The organism is Pseudomonas sp. MWU16-30316 (assembly GCF_020515645.1).
In the GTDB taxonomy this organism is placed as follows: domain Bacteria; phylum Pseudomonadota; class Gammaproteobacteria; order Pseudomonadales; family Pseudomonadaceae; genus Aquipseudomonas; species Aquipseudomonas cerasi.
Genome location: NZ_JAIZAZ010000007.1, coordinates 30,594 through 46,657, shown reverse-complemented (window position 1 = coordinate 46,657; position 16,064 = coordinate 30,594). Strand labels below are relative to the sequence as shown.

General features: G+C 61.7%; 18 protein-coding genes. 8 read left to right on the top strand and 10 right to left on the bottom strand.

Annotation, left to right across the window (positions count from 1 at the left end):
- Positions 1 to 20 precede the first annotated feature (20 nt).
- The 3 genes from LCH65_RS20530 to LCH65_RS20520 form a co-directional block, all read right to left on the bottom strand.
- Complete coding sequence (locus LCH65_RS20530) at positions 21 to 662, bottom strand: NAD(P)H-binding protein (protein WP_003431871.1); 642 nt, start codon at positions 660 to 662, stop codon at positions 21 to 23.
- Positions 663 to 689: 27 nt separating this feature from the next.
- Positions 690 to 2,417, bottom strand: a complete 1,728-nt coding sequence (locus LCH65_RS20525) for a C13 family peptidase (protein ID WP_003366418.1) — start codon at positions 2,415 to 2,417, stop codon at positions 690 to 692.
- A 140-nt stretch (positions 2,418 to 2,557) separates the two neighbouring features.
- Positions 2,558 to 3,013, bottom strand: a complete 456-nt coding sequence (locus LCH65_RS20520; RefSeq protein ID WP_072364974.1) for a MaoC family dehydratase — start codon at positions 3,011 to 3,013, stop codon at positions 2,558 to 2,560.
- A 203-nt stretch (positions 3,014 to 3,216) separates the two neighbouring features.
- Here LCH65_RS20520 and LCH65_RS20515 point away from each other — a divergent pair, with 203 nt between their 5' ends.
- Genes LCH65_RS20515 through LCH65_RS20505 form a run of 3 tightly spaced genes read left to right on the top strand, consistent with a single transcriptional unit; the run spans position 3,217 to position 4,897 of the window.
- Positions 3,217 to 3,579 carry a CidA/LrgA family protein gene (locus tag LCH65_RS20515; protein ID WP_003431869.1) on the top strand — a complete coding sequence of 121 codons (363 nt, stop codon included), beginning with the start codon at positions 3,217 to 3,219 and terminating at the stop codon, positions 3,577 to 3,579.
- Positions 3,576 to 4,292 carry an LrgB family protein gene (locus LCH65_RS20510; RefSeq protein ID WP_003431868.1) on the top strand — a complete coding sequence of 239 codons (717 nt, stop codon included), beginning with the start codon at positions 3,576 to 3,578 and terminating at the stop codon, positions 4,290 to 4,292. The genes LCH65_RS20515 and LCH65_RS20510 overlap by 4 nt, the downstream gene beginning before the upstream one ends.
- A 14-nt stretch (positions 4,293 to 4,306) precedes the next feature.
- The gene (locus LCH65_RS20505; RefSeq protein WP_003366428.1) at positions 4,307 to 4,897 is read left to right on the top strand and encodes an LON peptidase substrate-binding domain-containing protein; all 591 of its coding nucleotides are present in this window, start codon (positions 4,307 to 4,309) and stop codon (positions 4,895 to 4,897) included.
- An 84-nt stretch (positions 4,898 to 4,981) separates the two neighbouring features.
- On the opposite strand, the gene LCH65_RS20500 is transcribed toward LCH65_RS20505, so the two are convergent.
- The 6 genes from LCH65_RS20500 to LCH65_RS20475 all read right to left on the bottom strand — a co-directional run bounded on the left by LCH65_RS20500 (position 4,982) and on the right by LCH65_RS20475 (position 9,641).
- A complete protein-coding gene (locus LCH65_RS20500; protein ID WP_003366430.1) occupies positions 4,982 to 5,548 on the bottom strand; it encodes a DUF4136 domain-containing protein in 567 nt (188 codons plus the stop codon).
- Positions 5,549 to 5,566: 18 nt separating this feature from the next.
- On the bottom strand, positions 5,567 to 6,205 hold the full coding sequence (locus tag LCH65_RS20495) for a DUF4136 domain-containing protein (protein WP_002555543.1): 639 nt from the start codon (positions 6,203 to 6,205) through the stop codon (positions 5,567 to 5,569).
- Between the two features lie 19 nt (positions 6,206 to 6,224).
- Positions 6,225 to 6,974, bottom strand: coding sequence for a methyltransferase domain-containing protein (locus LCH65_RS20490; RefSeq protein ID WP_003431865.1), 750 nt, complete (start codon positions 6,972 to 6,974; stop codon positions 6,225 to 6,227).
- On the bottom strand, positions 6,971 to 7,276 hold the full coding sequence (locus tag LCH65_RS20485) for a MazG-like family protein (protein ID WP_003366436.1): 306 nt from the start codon (positions 7,274 to 7,276) through the stop codon (positions 6,971 to 6,973). Before LCH65_RS20485 ends, LCH65_RS20490 begins: the two co-directional genes overlap by 4 nt.
- Positions 7,277 to 7,397: 121 nt before the next feature.
- Entirely contained in the window at positions 7,398 to 8,255 is an 858-nt protein-coding gene (locus LCH65_RS20480) for a MaoC/PaaZ C-terminal domain-containing protein (protein ID WP_054081323.1), read from the bottom strand.
- Positions 8,256 to 8,285: 30 nt separating this feature from the next.
- On the bottom strand, positions 8,286 to 9,641 hold the full coding sequence (locus LCH65_RS20475) for a 3-oxoacyl-ACP reductase (RefSeq protein WP_058416256.1): 1,356 nt from the start codon (positions 9,639 to 9,641) through the stop codon (positions 8,286 to 8,288).
- Positions 9,642 to 9,749: 108 nt separating this feature from the next.
- Between LCH65_RS20475 and LCH65_RS20470 the strand changes: the two genes are divergently transcribed.
- From LCH65_RS20470 to LCH65_RS20460, 3 genes are all read left to right on the top strand, one after another.
- Positions 9,750 to 11,027, top strand: a complete 1,278-nt coding sequence (locus LCH65_RS20470) for an acetyl-CoA C-acetyltransferase (RefSeq protein WP_044310530.1) — start codon at positions 9,750 to 9,752, stop codon at positions 11,025 to 11,027.
- Positions 11,028 to 11,214: 187 nt separating this feature from the next.
- Positions 11,215 to 11,493, top strand: a complete 279-nt coding sequence (locus tag LCH65_RS20465) for a hypothetical protein (protein ID WP_003366444.1) — start codon at positions 11,215 to 11,217, stop codon at positions 11,491 to 11,493.
- Between the two features lie 32 nt (positions 11,494 to 11,525).
- Positions 11,526 to 12,923: a DUF726 domain-containing protein gene (locus tag LCH65_RS20460; RefSeq protein ID WP_044310529.1), complete on the top strand. Its 1,398-nt coding sequence runs from the start codon at positions 11,526 to 11,528 to the stop codon at positions 12,921 to 12,923.
- 7 nt (positions 12,924 to 12,930) lie between these two features.
- Here the strand turns inward: LCH65_RS20460 and LCH65_RS20455 are convergent, their stop codons facing one another.
- On the bottom strand, positions 12,931 to 13,959 hold the full coding sequence (locus LCH65_RS20455) for a bile acid:sodium symporter family protein (RefSeq protein ID WP_054081324.1): 1,029 nt from the start codon (positions 13,957 to 13,959) through the stop codon (positions 12,931 to 12,933).
- 85 nt (positions 13,960 to 14,044) lie between these two features.
- On the opposite strand from LCH65_RS20455, the gene LCH65_RS20450 reads away from it, so the two are divergent.
- Positions 14,045 to 14,848 carry a helix-turn-helix transcriptional regulator gene (locus LCH65_RS20450; RefSeq protein ID WP_122267184.1) on the top strand — a complete coding sequence of 268 codons (804 nt, stop codon included), beginning with the start codon at positions 14,045 to 14,047 and terminating at the stop codon, positions 14,846 to 14,848.
- Positions 14,849 to 15,092: 244 nt separating this feature from the next.
- On the top strand, positions 15,093 to 15,989 hold the full coding sequence (locus LCH65_RS20445; protein ID WP_003366454.1) for a PA4780 family RIO1-like protein kinase: 897 nt from the start codon (positions 15,093 to 15,095) through the stop codon (positions 15,987 to 15,989).
- The last annotated feature ends 75 nt before the right edge of the window (positions 15,990 to 16,064 follow it).

Genomic DNA, 16,064 nt, shown 5'->3' with positions numbered 1-16,064 from the left:
TGGGCCCCGGCGATCATCACCTACTTGCCCAGCTTGCGCAGCTCATCCGATTCGACGATCCGTTCGCCGTTCTGCTCTTCCAGCGCCAGCCGCCACAGGGCGCGGGCCAGTTGGCAGGCTTCGATGGCGCCGTATTTGCCGGGGATCAGTTTGGCGATAGGTGCCGCCAGTTGCTCGACCCAGCGGGTTTCAGGACGGCTGCCCACCAGCAGGGAAGGGCGGGCAATGGTCAGTTGCGGCCAGCCTTGCGCGCGAAGCGCCTGTTCCATTTCGCCTTTGACACGGTTGTAAAAGGTACTGGACGCCGGGTCTGCGCCGACTGCGCTGATCACCAGCAAGTGGCGAGCACCGAGTTCGCGGGCGCGGCTGGCGAACGCCGTGACCATGTCCAGATCGACGGCCTTGAAGGCTTCCTGTGAACCGGCCTGTTTGATCGTGGTGCCCAGGCAACAGAATGCGATGTCCACCCGGCCGGACAGCGTTGGCAGCAAGGTCGCCAGCTCGCCGATCGGGTTTTCCAGGTGCGAGTGCTCGGCCAGCGGCTTGCGGGTCGGTGCCAACACGCGGCTGACGGTCGGCTCGCTGAGCAGCCGGTCCAGCAAATGCTCGCCTGTAAGGCCTGTGGCTCCTGCGAGCAGGATGTGTTGCGGCGTCAGGTACATGTGGCTTCTCCCTTAATACACATAAGCCTAGCGGCTAGTCGAAGTCTTCGCTTCCGTGCGGTTCAACGCCGTACTCAACGCGCGTTCGGCCTGGCTCTTGCGCAACTGCTGCCAGCGCGCCAGGACTCCTTTGGGTGCCCATATCTGCGGTTCGGAGGCTTCGAAGTTGTCTTCGGTCTCACGTTGCGCAACATAGGCCTTCGCTTCGTTGAAAGCGTGTTGCAGGTCATCGGTTTCGACCAATGCCCTGGCAAATAGTGCATCGCCAAAATAAGTGAAGTCCGCTTCTTCCGAGCAGCCGAACGAGACACGGTCGGCGCGCGAGGCGGTCATGATCAGCGTGCGCTCATCTTTCAGGTCGGGAATGAACCCGCCCGAATAACAGGCTGAAATCACCACGACCTTGTCACGGTTCTTCAATGGCGCGAGGGCTGCTGCCAGGGCGTCGGCGGGCAGGTCTGCCAGCGACAGGCGCGGCTGGTCGAGCACCAGTTCATGATCCTGAGTGCCGTGGCTGGTCAGGTAAATGAACACCAGATCTTCCGGGCCGGTGCGCTGGGCGAGTGTCTGCACTGCGCGGGTGATGGTTTCACGCGTCGCCATCGGCCGGTCATCCATATGATCGCGATGATTGACCAGGCTGACCTGTCCGACGGCCCCGAAACGCGACTTGAGCAGGTTGCTCACGTAGTCCGCCTCGCGCATGAATACGCTCTGCTTGCCGTCGCCACCTACCACGAGCGTGTACAGCTCGGTAGCGGGTGTCGACGCCGGCACGGCTGCCAGTGCCTTGTCCAGCAGCGAACCCTGGACCAGCAGCCCGGCTTCCAGTGGGTCCGGCAGCAATTTGCCTTTGGCATCACGGATCCGCTGACCATTGGCCCAGATGCCGCGTTGCTCCTTGCCATCGGCGGAAATCAGCACACCGTCGCCCTGGTAAGTGTCATCGGCAAACTGGCCGATGTAACGGCTGCCATCGGCCAACAGCAACTGGCCCTGACCCATGAAGCGCCAGTTGTCGAAATCACCCTGATAGCGGCTGCCGTCAGAGCCGATCAACTCGCCTTTGCCGGTCAGCGCGCCTTCCTTGAATTCACCGCTCCAGACGTCGCCGTCACTGTTTTCGTAGCGACCCTTGCCATCCAGCTGGCTGTTGTGGAAATTGCCGACGTATTGATCGCCGTCAGCGCTGGTGAAGCTGCCGGTGCCCTGCAATTGTCCGTCGATGAAATTGCCGCTGTACTGGTTGCCGCTGGCGTCGCTGCGCGAACCCTCGCCATTGGCCTTGCCATTGGCGAACATGCCCTGATGCTGGCTGCCGTCTTCCAGCTCCAGGCGACCGGGCCCGTCGTACACGCCGGCCTTGAACTGGCCACGGTAAAGCACGCCCTTGTCTTTCTGGGTGCCTTCGCCGTCGCGCATGCCAAGCTTGAAGTTGCCGACATAACTCGCGCCAGCGCGGGTGGTCAGGCGGCCCTGGCCATTGAACAGACCTTGCTCGAAGCCACCCTTGTAGACGTCGCCGGTGCTGGAGTGCCATTCGCCCTGACCTTGACGCAGGCCGTTTTCGAACTGACCTGCGTACCAACTGCCGTTGGGGTAATCGATGCGGCCCTGGCCCTGTAGAACGCCATTGACCAGATCGCCCCGGTAGCGTCCGCCGTCGGGCAGGCGGCCGTCTGGCGGCAAAATTGATTCGCCATCACCGCAACCTGCGATCAAGAGTGTCAAAGCCAATGGAGCGAGCGCGCGCATGTGAGATCCCGGAAGAATGATTCAGGGGCGAGCCCGGCTCCGCTTGAGCAGATGTTAGGGGGCACGACCGCAGGGGAGTATGCCGCAGCGGGTCAGCGGGATGAAACAGTCTGTTACGACTGTTTCATGTTTTAAACGCCTTATACGAAACACAGCGTTAAAGGCTCGGCCACAAAAGCGGGTTTTTCCTGACCTTCTATCTCCAGTGTGGCCATTGCCTTGAGCAACCACTGACCGGGTTTTTTCTCGCTTACGCCGGTCAATTGGACCTTGAGGCGCACCCGCGAGTTGACCGTCACCGGTTGAACGAAGCGCACACTGTCCATCCCGTAATTGACCGCCATCTTCAAGCCTTCGGGCAGTACCATGATGCCCTCCATGAGCTTGGGGATCAGCGACAAAGACAGGAAGCCGTGTGCGATAGTCGTGCCGAACGGGGTCTGCGCTGCTTTGACCGGGTCGACATGGATGAACTGGAAATCCCCTGTGGCGTCGGCGAACAGGTTGATACGCTGCTGATCGATGGTCAGCCAGTCTGAATAGACTGCGTCCTTGCCGGTGTATTGTTTGAGCTCTTCGACGGGTACAAAAGGCATGCCGCTCTCCTTGTCTGATGAGGGGGTATGGAGCTGCCCCTGCCCGCATCCGCTGATGCCTGCGGGCGAATGACCAGATCAGCAGAGGGCGGTTGCCCGGTCAAGCAACTGCGGCAATGCGAATACCCACTCATGACCTCTGGCGCAGCGTGTTTATAATGACGCCGATCGTTCGCCGGGTTCGTTTATCTGCTGGAGTCCTCATGCTGTTAAGGGGTTTGACATGGCTGGTGCTGTTCCAATTGCTGGGGACCGCGCTCAACCATCTTTTTCTGTCGATTTTGCCGGGGCCGATCATCGGCCTCGTGCTGTTAATGGGCTATCTGATGTGGCGCGGTGAAGTCAGCGAGCCGATCAGCACTGCTGCCAGCAGTCTGTTGCGCTATCTGCCGTTGCTGCTGGTGCCGCCTGCGGTCGGGGTGATGGTTTACGCGTCGGCGATTGCCGAGGACTTCTGGGCGATCTTCGGCACGCTGACCCTGTCGCTGATGATTTCCGTGACCTTCGTCGGCTGGCTGATGCAGACCCTGATCAAGCGTCAGGCTCAGCGCCGGGAGTTGCCATGAGTCTTGACTGGCACGGTGCATGGCTATCGGTGATTCATCACCCGCTTTTCGGCATCGCGATCACCCTGGGCGCCTATCAACTGGCGATGGCGGCTTACGAAAGAACCCGCTGGCTGTTTCTGCAGCCCGTGCTGGTCTCGATGGTGGTGGTGATCGGGGTCGTGCTGTTCTGCGACCTTGAGTACACCGAGTACCGCAAAAGCACCGAGATTCTGGGCACGCTGCTGGGTCCTGCAACCGTCGCGCTGGCGGTCCCGCTCTATCTGAATATGCGACGGATCCGCCAGTTGTTCTGGCCGGTCTTGACTACGCTGGTAGTCGGCGGGGTGTTTGCCACCGGCCTGTGCGTGGGCTTCGGGGTGCTGTTCGGTGCCGACCACATGATTCTGATGACCATGGCACCGAAGTCGGTGACATCGCCCATTGCCATGCTGGTCGCCGAGCAGATCGGCGGGGTTGCCGCCCTGGCGGCGGTTTTTGTGTTGATTACTGGCGTATTCGGTGCCATTTTCGGCCCCGGTCTGCTGTCGCTGATCGGGGTGGATAATCCTGCTGCCCGAGGCATGGCGCTGGGGCTCACTGCACATGCGGTAGGCACATCCGTGGCATTGCAGGAGGGCGAGGAATCGGGGGCTTTTGCTGCGTTGGCAATGAGTCTGATGGGCGTTGCGACGGCGTTGTTCCTGCCGCTGGCAATGTCGCTGGCCATTTAAAAGGAGGCTTTTCTATGACGCTGCCATTGTTTCCACTGAACGCTGTGCTGTTTCCGGGGTGCGTGCTTGATCTGCAGCTGTTCGAAGCCCGTTACCTGGACATGATCGGCCGCTGCATGAAGCAGGGGGAAGGGTTCGGTGTGGTGTGTATCACCGAGGGAAGTGAAATCGGCCCAGTGCCGGGCGGCTACTCGATGATCGGCTGCGAAGCGCTGGTTACCGATTTTCAGCAGCAGGAGAACGGCTTGCTGGGCATTCGGGTCGTCGGCGGGCGTCGCTTCCGCGTCGTTGCCGCTGAGGTTCAGCGCGATCAACTGTTGGTGGCCGAGGTTGAATGGCTGGAAGAGCCCGTGGAGCGCCCTTTGCAGGAGGAAGATGCTGACCTCGTGGCCCTGCTCGAAGCGCTGGCCGAGCATCCGATGGTGGCTTCCTTGAACATGGGCATGTCTGCCGGTGGGCAATACGCGTTGTCCAACCAGCTTGCCTACCTGCTGCCGTTCACCGAAAAAGACAAAGTGGAACTGCTGGAAATCGACGATCCCGAAGAGCGTCTCGACGCGATTCAGGAATTGCTCGATGAAATGCAGGGCGATCTGCAGGCCTGAGCCCGGATCGCGCTGTTCATTGCCCAAGGCAGCAGAGCGTCTGAAACGCCATGCCGACGCAGTGCATCGACACGTCAGTCGTGGCTAGCGCGGTGGATATTGCTCCAGAATTTTCGCCACCGTGGTGCGCATGGCCTGATCGCGTTCGGACGGGCTGCCGGCGTTGTCGTTAAGGATGCGCTCGGTGCTTCCACGCCAGACCAGTTTGCCGTCCTTGCCGTCGAACATATCGATCTGCACGGTGCCGACCTTGTAGTCGACGCTGCGGGTTTCGGTGTTCATCGGCCCGTTCCAGTAGCCATAACCACCCCAGGGATTCCAGCCCCCGCCATAGTTGGTGCTGACCGTCTGCTGACGGTTTTCGACAATCAGCCAGGCCTGCACTTTCAAATCCGGCCGGGCCCCGGCTGTTGCCATGCGCAGACCGCGCTGGTCCAGCTGTTCGCCGATCGACTGGCGAAGGCGCTGCTCGGTCAGGTCGCTCTTGAGCCGCGGATCATTGTCAGGCTGATACTGAACGGCGGGCTCCTTCCAGCTCCAGCTGCGATAGCCGCCGAAATCCCGCTGGGCATCGAAGTCGCGATTGATCGAGTTGCTCTGACAGGCCGTCAGCAGCACGGCACAGGTCAGCAGAACGATACGGCGAAACATGGCAGTTCTCCGAAAGGGTTACGAAGGCGGGTAGGCCGCCAGAGCCTGTTGCACGGCCTGGCGCAACGCACTGCTGCGGTCGGCCAGATTATTGCTGGCGCGCGCATCGGCGCTGGCGCTCCATACCGGCTGGTTGCTGCGCGCGTCGATCAGGTTGATCTGCACCACCATGACCTTTTCCTGATAGGTGCGTACCACCGGCACGCTGGCGTAGCCGCCGTAACCGGGCCGGTAACCATCGTAGCGGCCATAGCCCATGCCGCCCCCATAGTAGGGATCGTAATCTTCACGCACCTGACGCAGCCGGGTTTCCTGGCGGGTCGTGGCAGTGACGTACAAGTCTGCCGGCTGATTGCCGCGAGCCGGTCGCAAACCACGCTGGTCCAGACCGTTGCTCACGGCTTCGACCACCTGCGCCGAATCCACCCACGCCGTACCGGGCGGCAGCTGGCCGTTGAGCCAGCCCCAGGACCGATAACGCCCATAGTCCCGCGGCGGCGCAGGGTAGGCGCTCATGTCCAGCGTCCTTGCCGCCTGCGCAGGAGCGGGCGGCATGGGCAGAGAGCTGGCGACATACGGGTTGTCGCTCTGGCAGGCGCTGATCCCGAACAGACTGGTCCCCAGCAGCACGGCAAACAAGGCAGAACGGTGTTTCATGGTGGGCTCCGCAGTGATGTCAGACCGGACGGCACATCCAGTGAAGGTATCGACCCAGCCCGGCAAAGGCTGGATGACGCCGATGCGCCAGTTCCATTTCCAGCAGATCCGTCAGCTCGGCCCGAGCCTGGAATTCAACCGGCATGTAATCGTGAAATACCCGCACCCCGCTACGGGTTTCGACTTGCCACAGGCCTTCAAGTTGCGTCGCCAGTTCCCGGGGGTCGAGCGGTTGCTGAGGCGTCAGGCTCTGTTTTTCCCCGGCCATGTCATTCTTGCGCATCTTGCGGAAATGGCCCTTCAACAGGTTGCGATAGATCAACGCATCGCGGTTGTAAAACGCCAGCGACAACCAGCCATCGTCCCTGGTCAACTGGCGTAGCACCGGGAGGATGGTATGCGGCTCGGCCAGCCACTCGAGCACCGCGTGGCACAGCACCAGATCATAAGTGTCGCTCAGTAACTCCGGCAGCGCCTGCCACGGAGCCTGAATGAAGGTTGCCGTCTGTCCGGCATCGGCGAAGCGCTGACGTGCGCCTTCGAGCATCGGCTCGGCGGGTTCGGCCAGGGTTACCTGATGACCCTGTTCGGCCAGCCACAGCGACATGTGTCCCAGCCCGGCGCCGATATCCAGTACACGAAGCGGTCGTGCGGGCAGGGTCTCGGTCAGGTCGGCCTGCAGCACCGCCAGACGAATGGCTCCCTTGGCACCGCCATAGATCTTTTCCGCAAAGCGGGTTGCCAACTGGTCGAAATGCCGATCACTCACTTGGCAAATCTCCGCTCGCTGTCAGCCAGCTTGTTACGCACCACCGTGTCCATGTCCAGCCCCAGTTCGCTGCACAGCAGCAACAGGTAGAGGACGATGTCGCCGACTTCCTGGCCGGCGTGCTCCAACTGTTCGGCAGGCAGCTCGCGGGACTGGTCTTCGCGCAGCCATTGGAATATTTCCACCAGCTCGGCCATCTCCACACTGGCAGCCATGGCCAGGTTTTTCGGGCTGTGAAATGGCTTCCAGTCATTCTGGTCGCGGATGCGGTGCAGGCGTTGGGTCAACTCGTCGAGGTTCATCGTGTTCTCCTGAAGACGCATAGCTTCAGGGGGAACGGTTCGCCAGGCAAGTGGGCGTTGAGGTTTGTTCAGCCGTTGATGGGAGCAATGCTCCCGTCAGAGGTGTTCATCCGGCTGTGCGTCACTCGCTGACAGGCTGCCAGCTACCGACCATATGCACGATGCCCTCCTGGCCTTCGACACGGAACTGGCCATGCGAGCCGGCGGCACTGGTCGACAGCGTCACGTCGGCAGGCAGGCGTACAGGCTTCTGGAACTGCACGCTGATCTCGACATTCGAGGCCGGCAAATGCTCGCCCAGCGCCGCGAGCGCACGGGCCTTGAGCCACATGCCGTGGGCGATGGCGCGTGGAAAACCGAACAGCCTGGCGCTGGGGGCGCTGAGGTGAATCGGGTTGTAGTCGCCCGACACCTTGGCGTATTCGCGGCCTATTTGCGCCGACGCCCGCCAGCCTTGCAGCTCGCTGAGCGGTAGCGGCGCGGCTTCGGGATAGCTCACAGGGCTGTCTTCCAGGTGCACAGCGGTGCACAGCATGGTGCTTTCTTCTTCCCACAACAGCCCCATGCCGTCTTCGGCCTGAGTGACCAGGGTGAACGTCGCGCCCTTGGCATGCGGGCGCAGATCAGTGGCCTGTACGCTGATGTACAACTGGCTCACCCCGCCCAGTGGACGATGCGTACGGGTGCGATTGGCGAGGTGAATCAGCCCCAGCAGCGGAAACGGAAAGTCCTCGGAGGTCATCAATTGCATTTGCAGCGGAAACGCCAGCACATGCGGATAGGTCGGAGGCAGCAGGCTGCTTTCTTCGAAGCCGCAGACCTTGCGGTATGCCTCGAGCTTATCGGTATCGACCGCGATCCAGCTGCGCAAGCCCAGATCGGGTAGCTGCATCCCGGTGACCTTGCGCCTGAGCGCAGCCTGGATGAACAGGTTGGACAGGGGCTGCAGGGAATTGAGGTAGCGCCAGTGAGCCGTCATCATCCATCTCCTTGAATTCGATGCGGGTGCTTAAGCCCCGATCACGTTTTGACCACATACACGTAGAACCTGACCGCTCACCGCGCCGCTGCCCGGCTGGCTGAACCACGCCACTGCTTCGGCAACGTCCTGTGGCGAGCCGCCCTGACCCAGCGAACTCATGCGCCGCCCGGCTTCACGCAGGGTGAACGGCATGTGCGCGGTCATTTTCGTTTCGATGAAGCCCGGCGCGACGGCGTTGATGCTGATGCCGCGTGACTTGAGTCCGGGGGCCATGGCCCGTGCAAAACCGATCAGACCGGCCTTGCTGGTGGTGTAGTTGGTTTGCCCGCGATTACCGGCGATACCGCTGATCGAGGCCATGAGCACGATGCGGGCGTTGTCTTTCAAGGCGCCCGCGTCGAGCAGCACCTGAGTCAGCACCTGCGGCGCATTGAGGTTGACCGCCAGTACCGAGTCCCAGAAATCTTCCGGCATGTTGACCAGCGTCTTGTCGCGCGTGATGCCGGCGTTGTGCACCAGTATGTCGACGCCATCGGGCAGGTGTTCGAGCAACTGTGCCGGAGCATCCGCCGAGCAGATATCCAGCGCCAGAGCCTGACCGCCAAGCCGCGAGGCCAGTGCCTCCAGCTCGTTTTTGGTCTGCGGTACATCCAGCAGAATGACCTGCGCACCATCACGTGTCAGGGTTTCGGCTATAGACGCGCCAATGCCGCGTGCAGCGCCCGTTACCACTGCCTTGCGCCCGGCCAGCGGGCGGGTCCAGTCCTGCACCTTGCTCGTGCAGGCACTCAGGTGGACGAACTGGCCGGAGATGAACGCAGCCTTGGGCGTGAGGAAAAAGCGCAGGGCGCCCTCCAGTTGATCCTGCGCGTCGTCATCCACTTGCAGCAGTTTGACCGTGGCGCCGTTGCGCACTTCCTTGGCCAGTGAGCGGCTGAAACCTTCGATGGCCTGTTGAGTGCTGGCGGCCAGCGGATCAGCGAGTGTCTCGGGGGATTTACCGAGAATGACCACATGTGCGCAGTGATCGAGATTGCGCAGCAGCGGCTGAAAGAAGTCCCGCAACTGCCTGAGCTGCTCGGTGCGCACGATCTGGCTGGCGTCGAACACGACTGCTTTCAGGCGCGGCCCCTGGTTGGACACCCACGTCGTGGCACCGGGCATCTCACTGCCGAAACTGTACAGCGAGTCGGTCAGGCGGCTGGCGAACTGGCGGACCTGATCCCCCAGCGGCCCGGCGCTGATCAGCAGCGTCCCTTCGACGGGCCGCAGACGTCCGGCCTGCCAGCGCTCCAGGTGAGTGGGGGCGGGCAGACCGGCGGCCTTCACCAGGCGCCGACCCATGTCGGAGTTGGCGAAATCAATGTAGCGATCTGACGGCATGGAACACTCTCCTGAAGTCGGGGTTCAAAGGAATGGACCACGGTGGCATGACGTTTGTTCTTGCGATCGGCACGGCTCATTCATTCGCTTGAAGAAAGGGAGTTTTCCATGACGCATCCTCGTCGGGTCGCCATCGTCGGCGGTAACCGCATTCCGTTCGCGCGCTCCAATGGCCCTTACGCCACGGCCAGCAATCAGGACATGCTCACGGCTGCTCTGGAAGGGCTGATCGAGCGCTTCAATCTGCACGGGCTGCGCATGGGCGAGGTTGTGACGGGCGCGGTGCTCAAGCACTCCAGAGACTTCAACCTGACCCGCGAATGCGTGCTCGGCTCGCGGCTCTCGGCACAGACCCCGGCCTACGACATTCAGCAAGCCTGCGGTACGGGGCTGGAAGCGGCGTTGCTGGTGGCCAACAAGATCGCTCTGGGGCAGATCGAGTGCGGCATTGCCGGCGGCGTTGACACCACGTCCGATGCACCGATCGGCGTCAACGAGGGGCTGCGCAAAATCCTGCTGCAGGTAAACCGCAGCAAGACGCCCGGTGACAAGCTCAAGGCCCTGATGCAGCTGCGTCCACACCACCTCAAACCGGAGCTGCCGCGTAACGGCGAGCCACGTACACGCTTGTCGATGGGTCAACATTGCGAGCTGATGGCGCAGACCTGGGGCATAGAGCGCGGGCCGCAGGATCAACTGGCGCTCGAGAGCCATCTGAAAATGGCGGCAGCCTACGCCGAGGGCTGGCAGGATGATCTGATGACGCCGTATCTGGGGCTGATCCGTGACAACAACCTGCGTCCGGACCTGACGCTTGAAAAACTGGCCAGCCTCAAGCCCGCGTTCGAGCGCAGCGCCAAGGGCACCTTGTCGGCGGGCAATTCGACACCGCTGACCGATGGCGCATCGGTGGTGTTGCTGGCCAGCGAGGAATGGGCTCGCGAGCGGGACCTGCCGGTGCTGGCCTATTGGCGCGATGGCGAAGCTGCGGCGGTGGACTTCGTCAACGGAGCAGAAGGGCTGCTGATGGCACCGGTCTACGCCGTTCCGCGTCTGCTGGCCCGCAATGGCCTGACCCTTCAGGACTTCGATTACTACGAAATTCACGAAGCCTTCGCCGCGCAGGTGCTGTGCACCCTCAAGGCCTGGGAAGACGCCGATTACTGCAAGACCCGTCTGGGGCTGGATGCGCCGTTGGGGTCTATTGATCGCAGCAAACTGAACGTCAAGGGCAGCTCACTGGCTGCCGGCCACCCGTTCGCCGCAACCGGAGGCCGCATCGTCGCCAACCTGGCCAAGCTGCTGGATGCGGCAGGCAGCGGACGTGGACTGATCTCGATCTGTGCCGCAGGCGGCCAGGGCGTGACGGCAATTCTGGAGCGTTAGGCAAATGGCTGGGGTCATGGGCATAATCCACAACTGAACTACGCAGAGCACTGGCACGATAAGTGTTCTTCCGGGCACCTATCGTTCCTCACGCTCCAGCGTGGGAATGCATGTCGTGACGCTCCGCGTCGCATCCGTGCGCGGGATGATCAATCAGCATTGTTGGCCTGTAACGTTGAGGTAAGGCATGGGGTTCATCATTGGGGTATCGGTACTTCTGATTCTGATCGGCACCGTGCTCTATCTGTTCGACAAAGGCGCGCGGACTCGCTGGCTGAGGCCCTATATCGGGCTGATGCTGATCGGTTTGCTGATCGGCGGGATGGGCTTGCTGGTGGGGCTGGTCTCCGATGAAACGGAGGCTTACTTCCTGCTGGTGGCCAAATGGGTCATCGCGGTGACCGGTATCATGTTCTGCCTGCGACTGATCGTACTGATCGCCAAGCGCTTCATCGCCAGAAATTGAGCGTGCAAACCGCCCATGTGTGACAGGACAACGTGGAAAATCACTTCAAATTTCTGACCCTGCCCAAGACATCGGGCGAGGTCGCCAACGTCTTCATTCACGGCTATTCGTCAGGGCATGATCTGGATGACCGACGCCTGTTGGCCAACAGCATCCCCGGTGCATTGCGCCAGAGCGTGAACATTCTGGCGTTCTGGCCATCCAGCCATTTCACCCAGATGGACAACCGTTCCCGTGGCCTGCTCATGGCTGCTGCCCGTGTGCACCCGCTCGCGGGCGCGGCGGCGTTGGCGGGGGACCGGGTCGTTCACTTCGCGCGCATCCGCAACCGTGCCCGCGACATGGGCAAGGTGCTGTTTGCACAGCTGGATCGCTACCTGTTCGAGCATCATCCCGACGTCAGGCGGGTCAATCTGATCGGTCATTCACTGGGCGGCCGGCTGCTGGTCAGCGCGCTCAAGGACCTGCAGCAGACACCCGAGCACGGGCTGGTGGTGGGCGATGTATTGCTGATGGCCGCTGCCGTGCGTATCGATGCCGCCGAGGCCGAGCTGCTCAAGCAGAGAATCAGCGGACGGCTGATCAATGCGTATTCCACGGAAGATCATGTGCTCTTGCTGAACCTGGGCGAGAAGAGCCTGGGACGCACGCCGGTCGAGCACTTCGAGAACGTGCGCATGCAGGGTTATCGCCATCACCATTACTGGCAGCGCTTGCAGGAAGTGCTGATTGCGACGCGCTTCAGTGGCTGTGAAGGGCTGGAAACCGGCGTTGCGGTGCTACCGACAATGACCCGCGACCCGGTTTTGCAGGACGTCTGGTTGCACAGCGTTCTGGCCCGTTCGCCGGACTACGTGCTGGAGGCGGCCATCAAGCACTTGCGCAGCAGTCGCTGGACGCGCCTCAAGGCCACTGAAGCGGACCGTACGTACGCATTCGTGCGTGAATTCCAGCTGGTCGCCGGGCATTTTCTGATCAATGCCGCCCGGCGTCGCGGCGTGCCCTATACGCGAGTGTTGGGCATGCTGGCGCGGCAATACGGTCTGGGCGACGCGCTGCACCAATGTGCGACGGTGGTTGAAGTGGAAGAGCTGCTGCTCAGAACGTTCTTTCGCCATGCGTTCAACAGCGCGCACCCGCTGGTGCAGATGCCGCGCGCCAGTGTCCGCGCGATGAGCTGGGATATCTATGCCGCGCATGTCGATGCACTGGCCGAGCGCCTGACCGTGGCAGCGTTTTTCAAGACCGCGCAGCCCGACGAGGCGCCCGGCGCGGTCAAGGGCTTGCTGGGTGCAATTCGCCAGGCCCCGGTGCAACGCTTGCTGACGCACTTCGGCACTGCGCTGCGGCCGGGTTATTCCGCACTGATCCCTACCGTGGCGATCGTCTTCTATGCGCGTGTCACACTGGATGATGACGCGCTGATGTAAGCCGCATTCACGCGGCGCGAGCCTCTTCCAGCGCGGCGGCCGAAAGCTCTTGGCGATGGCGACTGGCGTAGCTCTCGGCGATGATCGAGCACACGATCAACTGCATCGGGTGGTAGATCATGATCGGCAACAGAATCAGGCCAAGCCCCGGGTTGCTGCCGAAAATCAGTGCAGCCATCGGCGCGCCTGCGGCGAGGGATTTCTTGGTGGCGCAGAACACCGCCGCGACCTTGTCGGCATGATCGAACTTGAGCGCCCGCGCCGTGCGGGTGGTCATCAACAGGATCACCGCCAGCAGCAGCGCGGTGCCGACGAACGCCGTCAGGATCACGCTGTTGCCCTGGCTTTGCCACATGCCGGAGATCATCGAGTTGCAGAACGCCGCGTACACCAGCAGCAGAATCACCAGCTTGTCGATCAGGTTGGTGTACTTCTTGTGACGGGCGAAAAACTTGCCCAGCAACGGCCGCATTAGCTGGCCAAGCACCAGTGGCAGCAGGAGCATGGCGCACAGGTCGAGCAGCGTATCGCCCAGATCGATTCCGCCAGCACCGGTGCCGACCACCAGGCTAACCAGCCACGGGGTGATGAAAATCCCGATGACGCTGGACATGCTGGCGTTGAGAATCGCTGCCGGGACATTGCCGCCTGCGCTGCCGGTCAGTGCCACCGAAGACGAAATGGTCGAGGGCAGGGCGCACAGGTAGAGAAAACCCAGCATCAGCAGCGCCGGCACATACGAGCCCAGCAGTTTTTGGCACGCCAACCAGATCAGCGGGAACACCACGAAGGTGAAGACCTGGATCATCACGTGCAGGCGCCAGTTGGTCAGGCCTTTCTTGATCTGCTCGCTGGACAGGTTTACCCCATGCAGAAAGAACACTACGAACACGCCGACTTTGATGACGTATTCAGCGTGCATGCTGCCGCCGGTAGCGCCGAAACGCGGGAAGAAGTAGGCGAGCACCGTCGCCAGAACCATGCCCCAGAGGAACCAGTCGGTAGCGACGCGTTTGAAGTGTTTGAGTGATTGCATGCGGGGTCCGTAGAACGTTTGTACACAGAGATGCGTGCAGGCTACTCTGTTGCGCCATAGCCGTCTTGCGATATAAGGCCATAAGATGCCGAGTAACGGACAGATCAATCAGCGGCAGCCTACGGGCGAACGGCAGATACCGGCATTGGCCGGCCTGCCGCGCCCGCTGTATGCTCGTGCTGAAAGCCTTACTGCCGGTTCGTGGACGCCGCCCCATCGCCACGACTGGGTGCAGTTTTCCTACGCCATCAGCGGGGTTCTGGGGGTGCATACCGCCGAGGGCAGTTTCTTTGCGCCGCCGCAGTGGGGCGTCTGGGTGCCTGCCGGGCTTGAGCATGAGGTGGTGACCTCCATGCGCGCCGAAATGCGCAGCCTGTACATTCGCACGGCAGATTCGGGGTGGGCACCGCAGCGCTGCAGGGTGCTGGAAGTCACGCCACTGGCCCGTGAGCTGATCAAGAGCTTCTGCCTGCTGCCCGTGGATTATACCGAGCAGGACAGCCATGAGGCGCGGCTGGTGCAGGTCCTGCTGGATCAACTGGCGCAGTTGCCCGAAGTCGGCTTTTCACTGCCGTTGCCGCGTCATCCGCGTTTGCTGGGGCTGTGCAACGAGTTGATCGAGGAGCCGGGTCGGTTGATTACCCTGCACGACTGGGCCGCCCGTCTAGGGACCTCAGAGAAAACCCTGATGCGCCTGTTCCAGCGGGAAACCGGATTGAGCTTTCGCGGCTGGCGGCAGCGGGCACGGTTACTGTCTTCGCTTTCTGCACTGGAAGAGGGCGCCAGTGTGACGCATACCGCGCTGGCCTGCGGTTATGACTCGACGTCAGCATTCATCGCTGCGTTCAAGGGTTTGTTCGGTCACACCCCCGGTGACTTGTTCAAGTAAGGCCGGGATGCCTTGTGCACTAACGAGTGCATCCAACACTGTTTTTTCTGCTTTTACATGTTTTGTCCCGGAATATCTTCGACCTGCTGTACGGCACGAAAGGTGCTTTAAACCGGGGGATTGCGTGGTTTTTTCTTAAAAAACCTTTCAATCCACAGGGGGTTACCCCTACTCGCTGGCGGAGGATTGCCGTATAACGGCAACAATCGCGTATCTGGCAACAAAGGACCCACAATAAAAGCTGATGAAAACTCCTAAACGCATTGAACCCCTGATCGAAGACGGTCTGGTCGACGAGGTGCTGCGCCCGCTCATGAGTGGTAAAGAGGCAGCTGTTTATGTGGTGCGTTGCGGCAATGAGCTGCGGTGTGCCAAGGTTTACAAGGAGGCTAACAAACGCAGTTTCCGTCAGGCGGCCGAGTATCAGGAAGGCCGCAAGGTACGCAACAGCCGACAGGCCCGCGCCATGGCCAAGGGCTCGAAGTTCGGGCGCAAGGAAACCGAAGACGCCTGGCAGAATGCCGAAGTGGCTGCGCTGTTTCGTCTGGCCAGCGCAGGTGTTCGGGTGCCCAAGCCGTATGACTTCCTGGAAGGCGTGCTGCTCATGGAACTGGTGGCCGACGAGTACGGCGATGCAGCGCCGCGTCTGAACGACGTCGTGCTGGAGCCGGATCAGGCGCGCGAGTATCACGCATTCCTGATCGAGCAGATCGTGCTGATGTTGTGTGCCGGTCTGGTGCACGGTGACCTGTCCGAGTTCAACGTGCTGCTGGCGCCGTCCGGCCCGGTCATCATCGACTTGCCGCAAGCGGTCGATGCCGCGGGCAACAACCATGCGTTCAGCATGCTGGAGCGCGACGTCGGCAACATGGCGCTGTACTTCGGCCGCTTCGCTCCGGAGCTCAGAAAGACCAAGTACGCCAAGGAAATGTGGTCGTACTACGAGGCAGGCACCTTGTCGCCCGCCACGGTGCTGACCGGCGAATTCGATGAGCCGGAGGACGAAGCCGATGTGGGCGGCGTACTGCGCGAAATCGAAGCCGCCCGCCTCGACGAAGCCCGTCGCCAGGCAGCTCGCGCGGCAGACGATGCGCCACCAAGCAAATCCACCGAAGAACCACCACCGCCGTGGATGCAGTAAGACCCTTCTGGGAGCGAGCCGGGCGACCTTCGCTTGCTCGCGAATGCGATGGATCAGGCGCGTAGTTTTCGGAGC

Coding starts and splice junctions, on each gene's coding strand:
- LCH65_RS20530 (WP_003431871.1), bottom strand. CDS start 662: ATGTACCTGACGCCGCAACACATCCTGCTCGCAGGAGCCACAGGCCTT.
- LCH65_RS20525 (WP_003366418.1), bottom strand. CDS start 2,417: ATGCGCGCGCTCGCTCCATTGGCTTTGACACTCTTGATCGCAGGTTGC.
- LCH65_RS20520 (WP_072364974.1), bottom strand. CDS start 3,013: ATGCCTTTTGTACCCGTCGAAGAGCTCAAACAATACACCGGCAAGGAC.
- LCH65_RS20515 (WP_003431869.1), top strand. CDS start 3,217: ATGCTGTTAAGGGGTTTGACATGGCTGGTGCTGTTCCAATTGCTGGGG.
- LCH65_RS20510 (WP_003431868.1), top strand. CDS start 3,576: ATGAGTCTTGACTGGCACGGTGCATGGCTATCGGTGATTCATCACCCG.
- LCH65_RS20505 (WP_003366428.1), top strand. CDS start 4,307: ATGACGCTGCCATTGTTTCCACTGAACGCTGTGCTGTTTCCGGGGTGC.
- LCH65_RS20500 (WP_003366430.1), bottom strand. CDS start 5,548: ATGTTTCGCCGTATCGTTCTGCTGACCTGTGCCGTGCTGCTGACGGCC.
- LCH65_RS20495 (WP_002555543.1), bottom strand. CDS start 6,205: ATGAAACACCGTTCTGCCTTGTTTGCCGTGCTGCTGGGGACCAGTCTG.
- LCH65_RS20485 (WP_003366436.1), bottom strand. CDS start 7,276: ATGAACCTCGACGAGTTGACCCAACGCCTGCACCGCATCCGCGACCAG.
- LCH65_RS20480 (WP_054081323.1), bottom strand. CDS start 8,255: ATGACGGCTCACTGGCGCTACCTCAATTCCCTGCAGCCCCTGTCCAAC.
- LCH65_RS20475 (WP_058416256.1), bottom strand. CDS start 9,641: ATGCCGTCAGATCGCTACATTGATTTCGCCAACTCCGACATGGGTCGG.
- LCH65_RS20470 (WP_044310530.1), top strand. CDS start 9,750: ATGACGCATCCTCGTCGGGTCGCCATCGTCGGCGGTAACCGCATTCCG.
- LCH65_RS20465 (WP_003366444.1), top strand. CDS start 11,215: ATGGGGTTCATCATTGGGGTATCGGTACTTCTGATTCTGATCGGCACC.
- LCH65_RS20455 (WP_054081324.1), bottom strand. CDS start 13,959: ATGCAATCACTCAAACACTTCAAACGCGTCGCTACCGACTGGTTCCTC.
- LCH65_RS20450 (WP_122267184.1), top strand. CDS start 14,045: ATGCCGAGTAACGGACAGATCAATCAGCGGCAGCCTACGGGCGAACGG.
- LCH65_RS20445 (WP_003366454.1), top strand. CDS start 15,093: ATGAAAACTCCTAAACGCATTGAACCCCTGATCGAAGACGGTCTGGTC.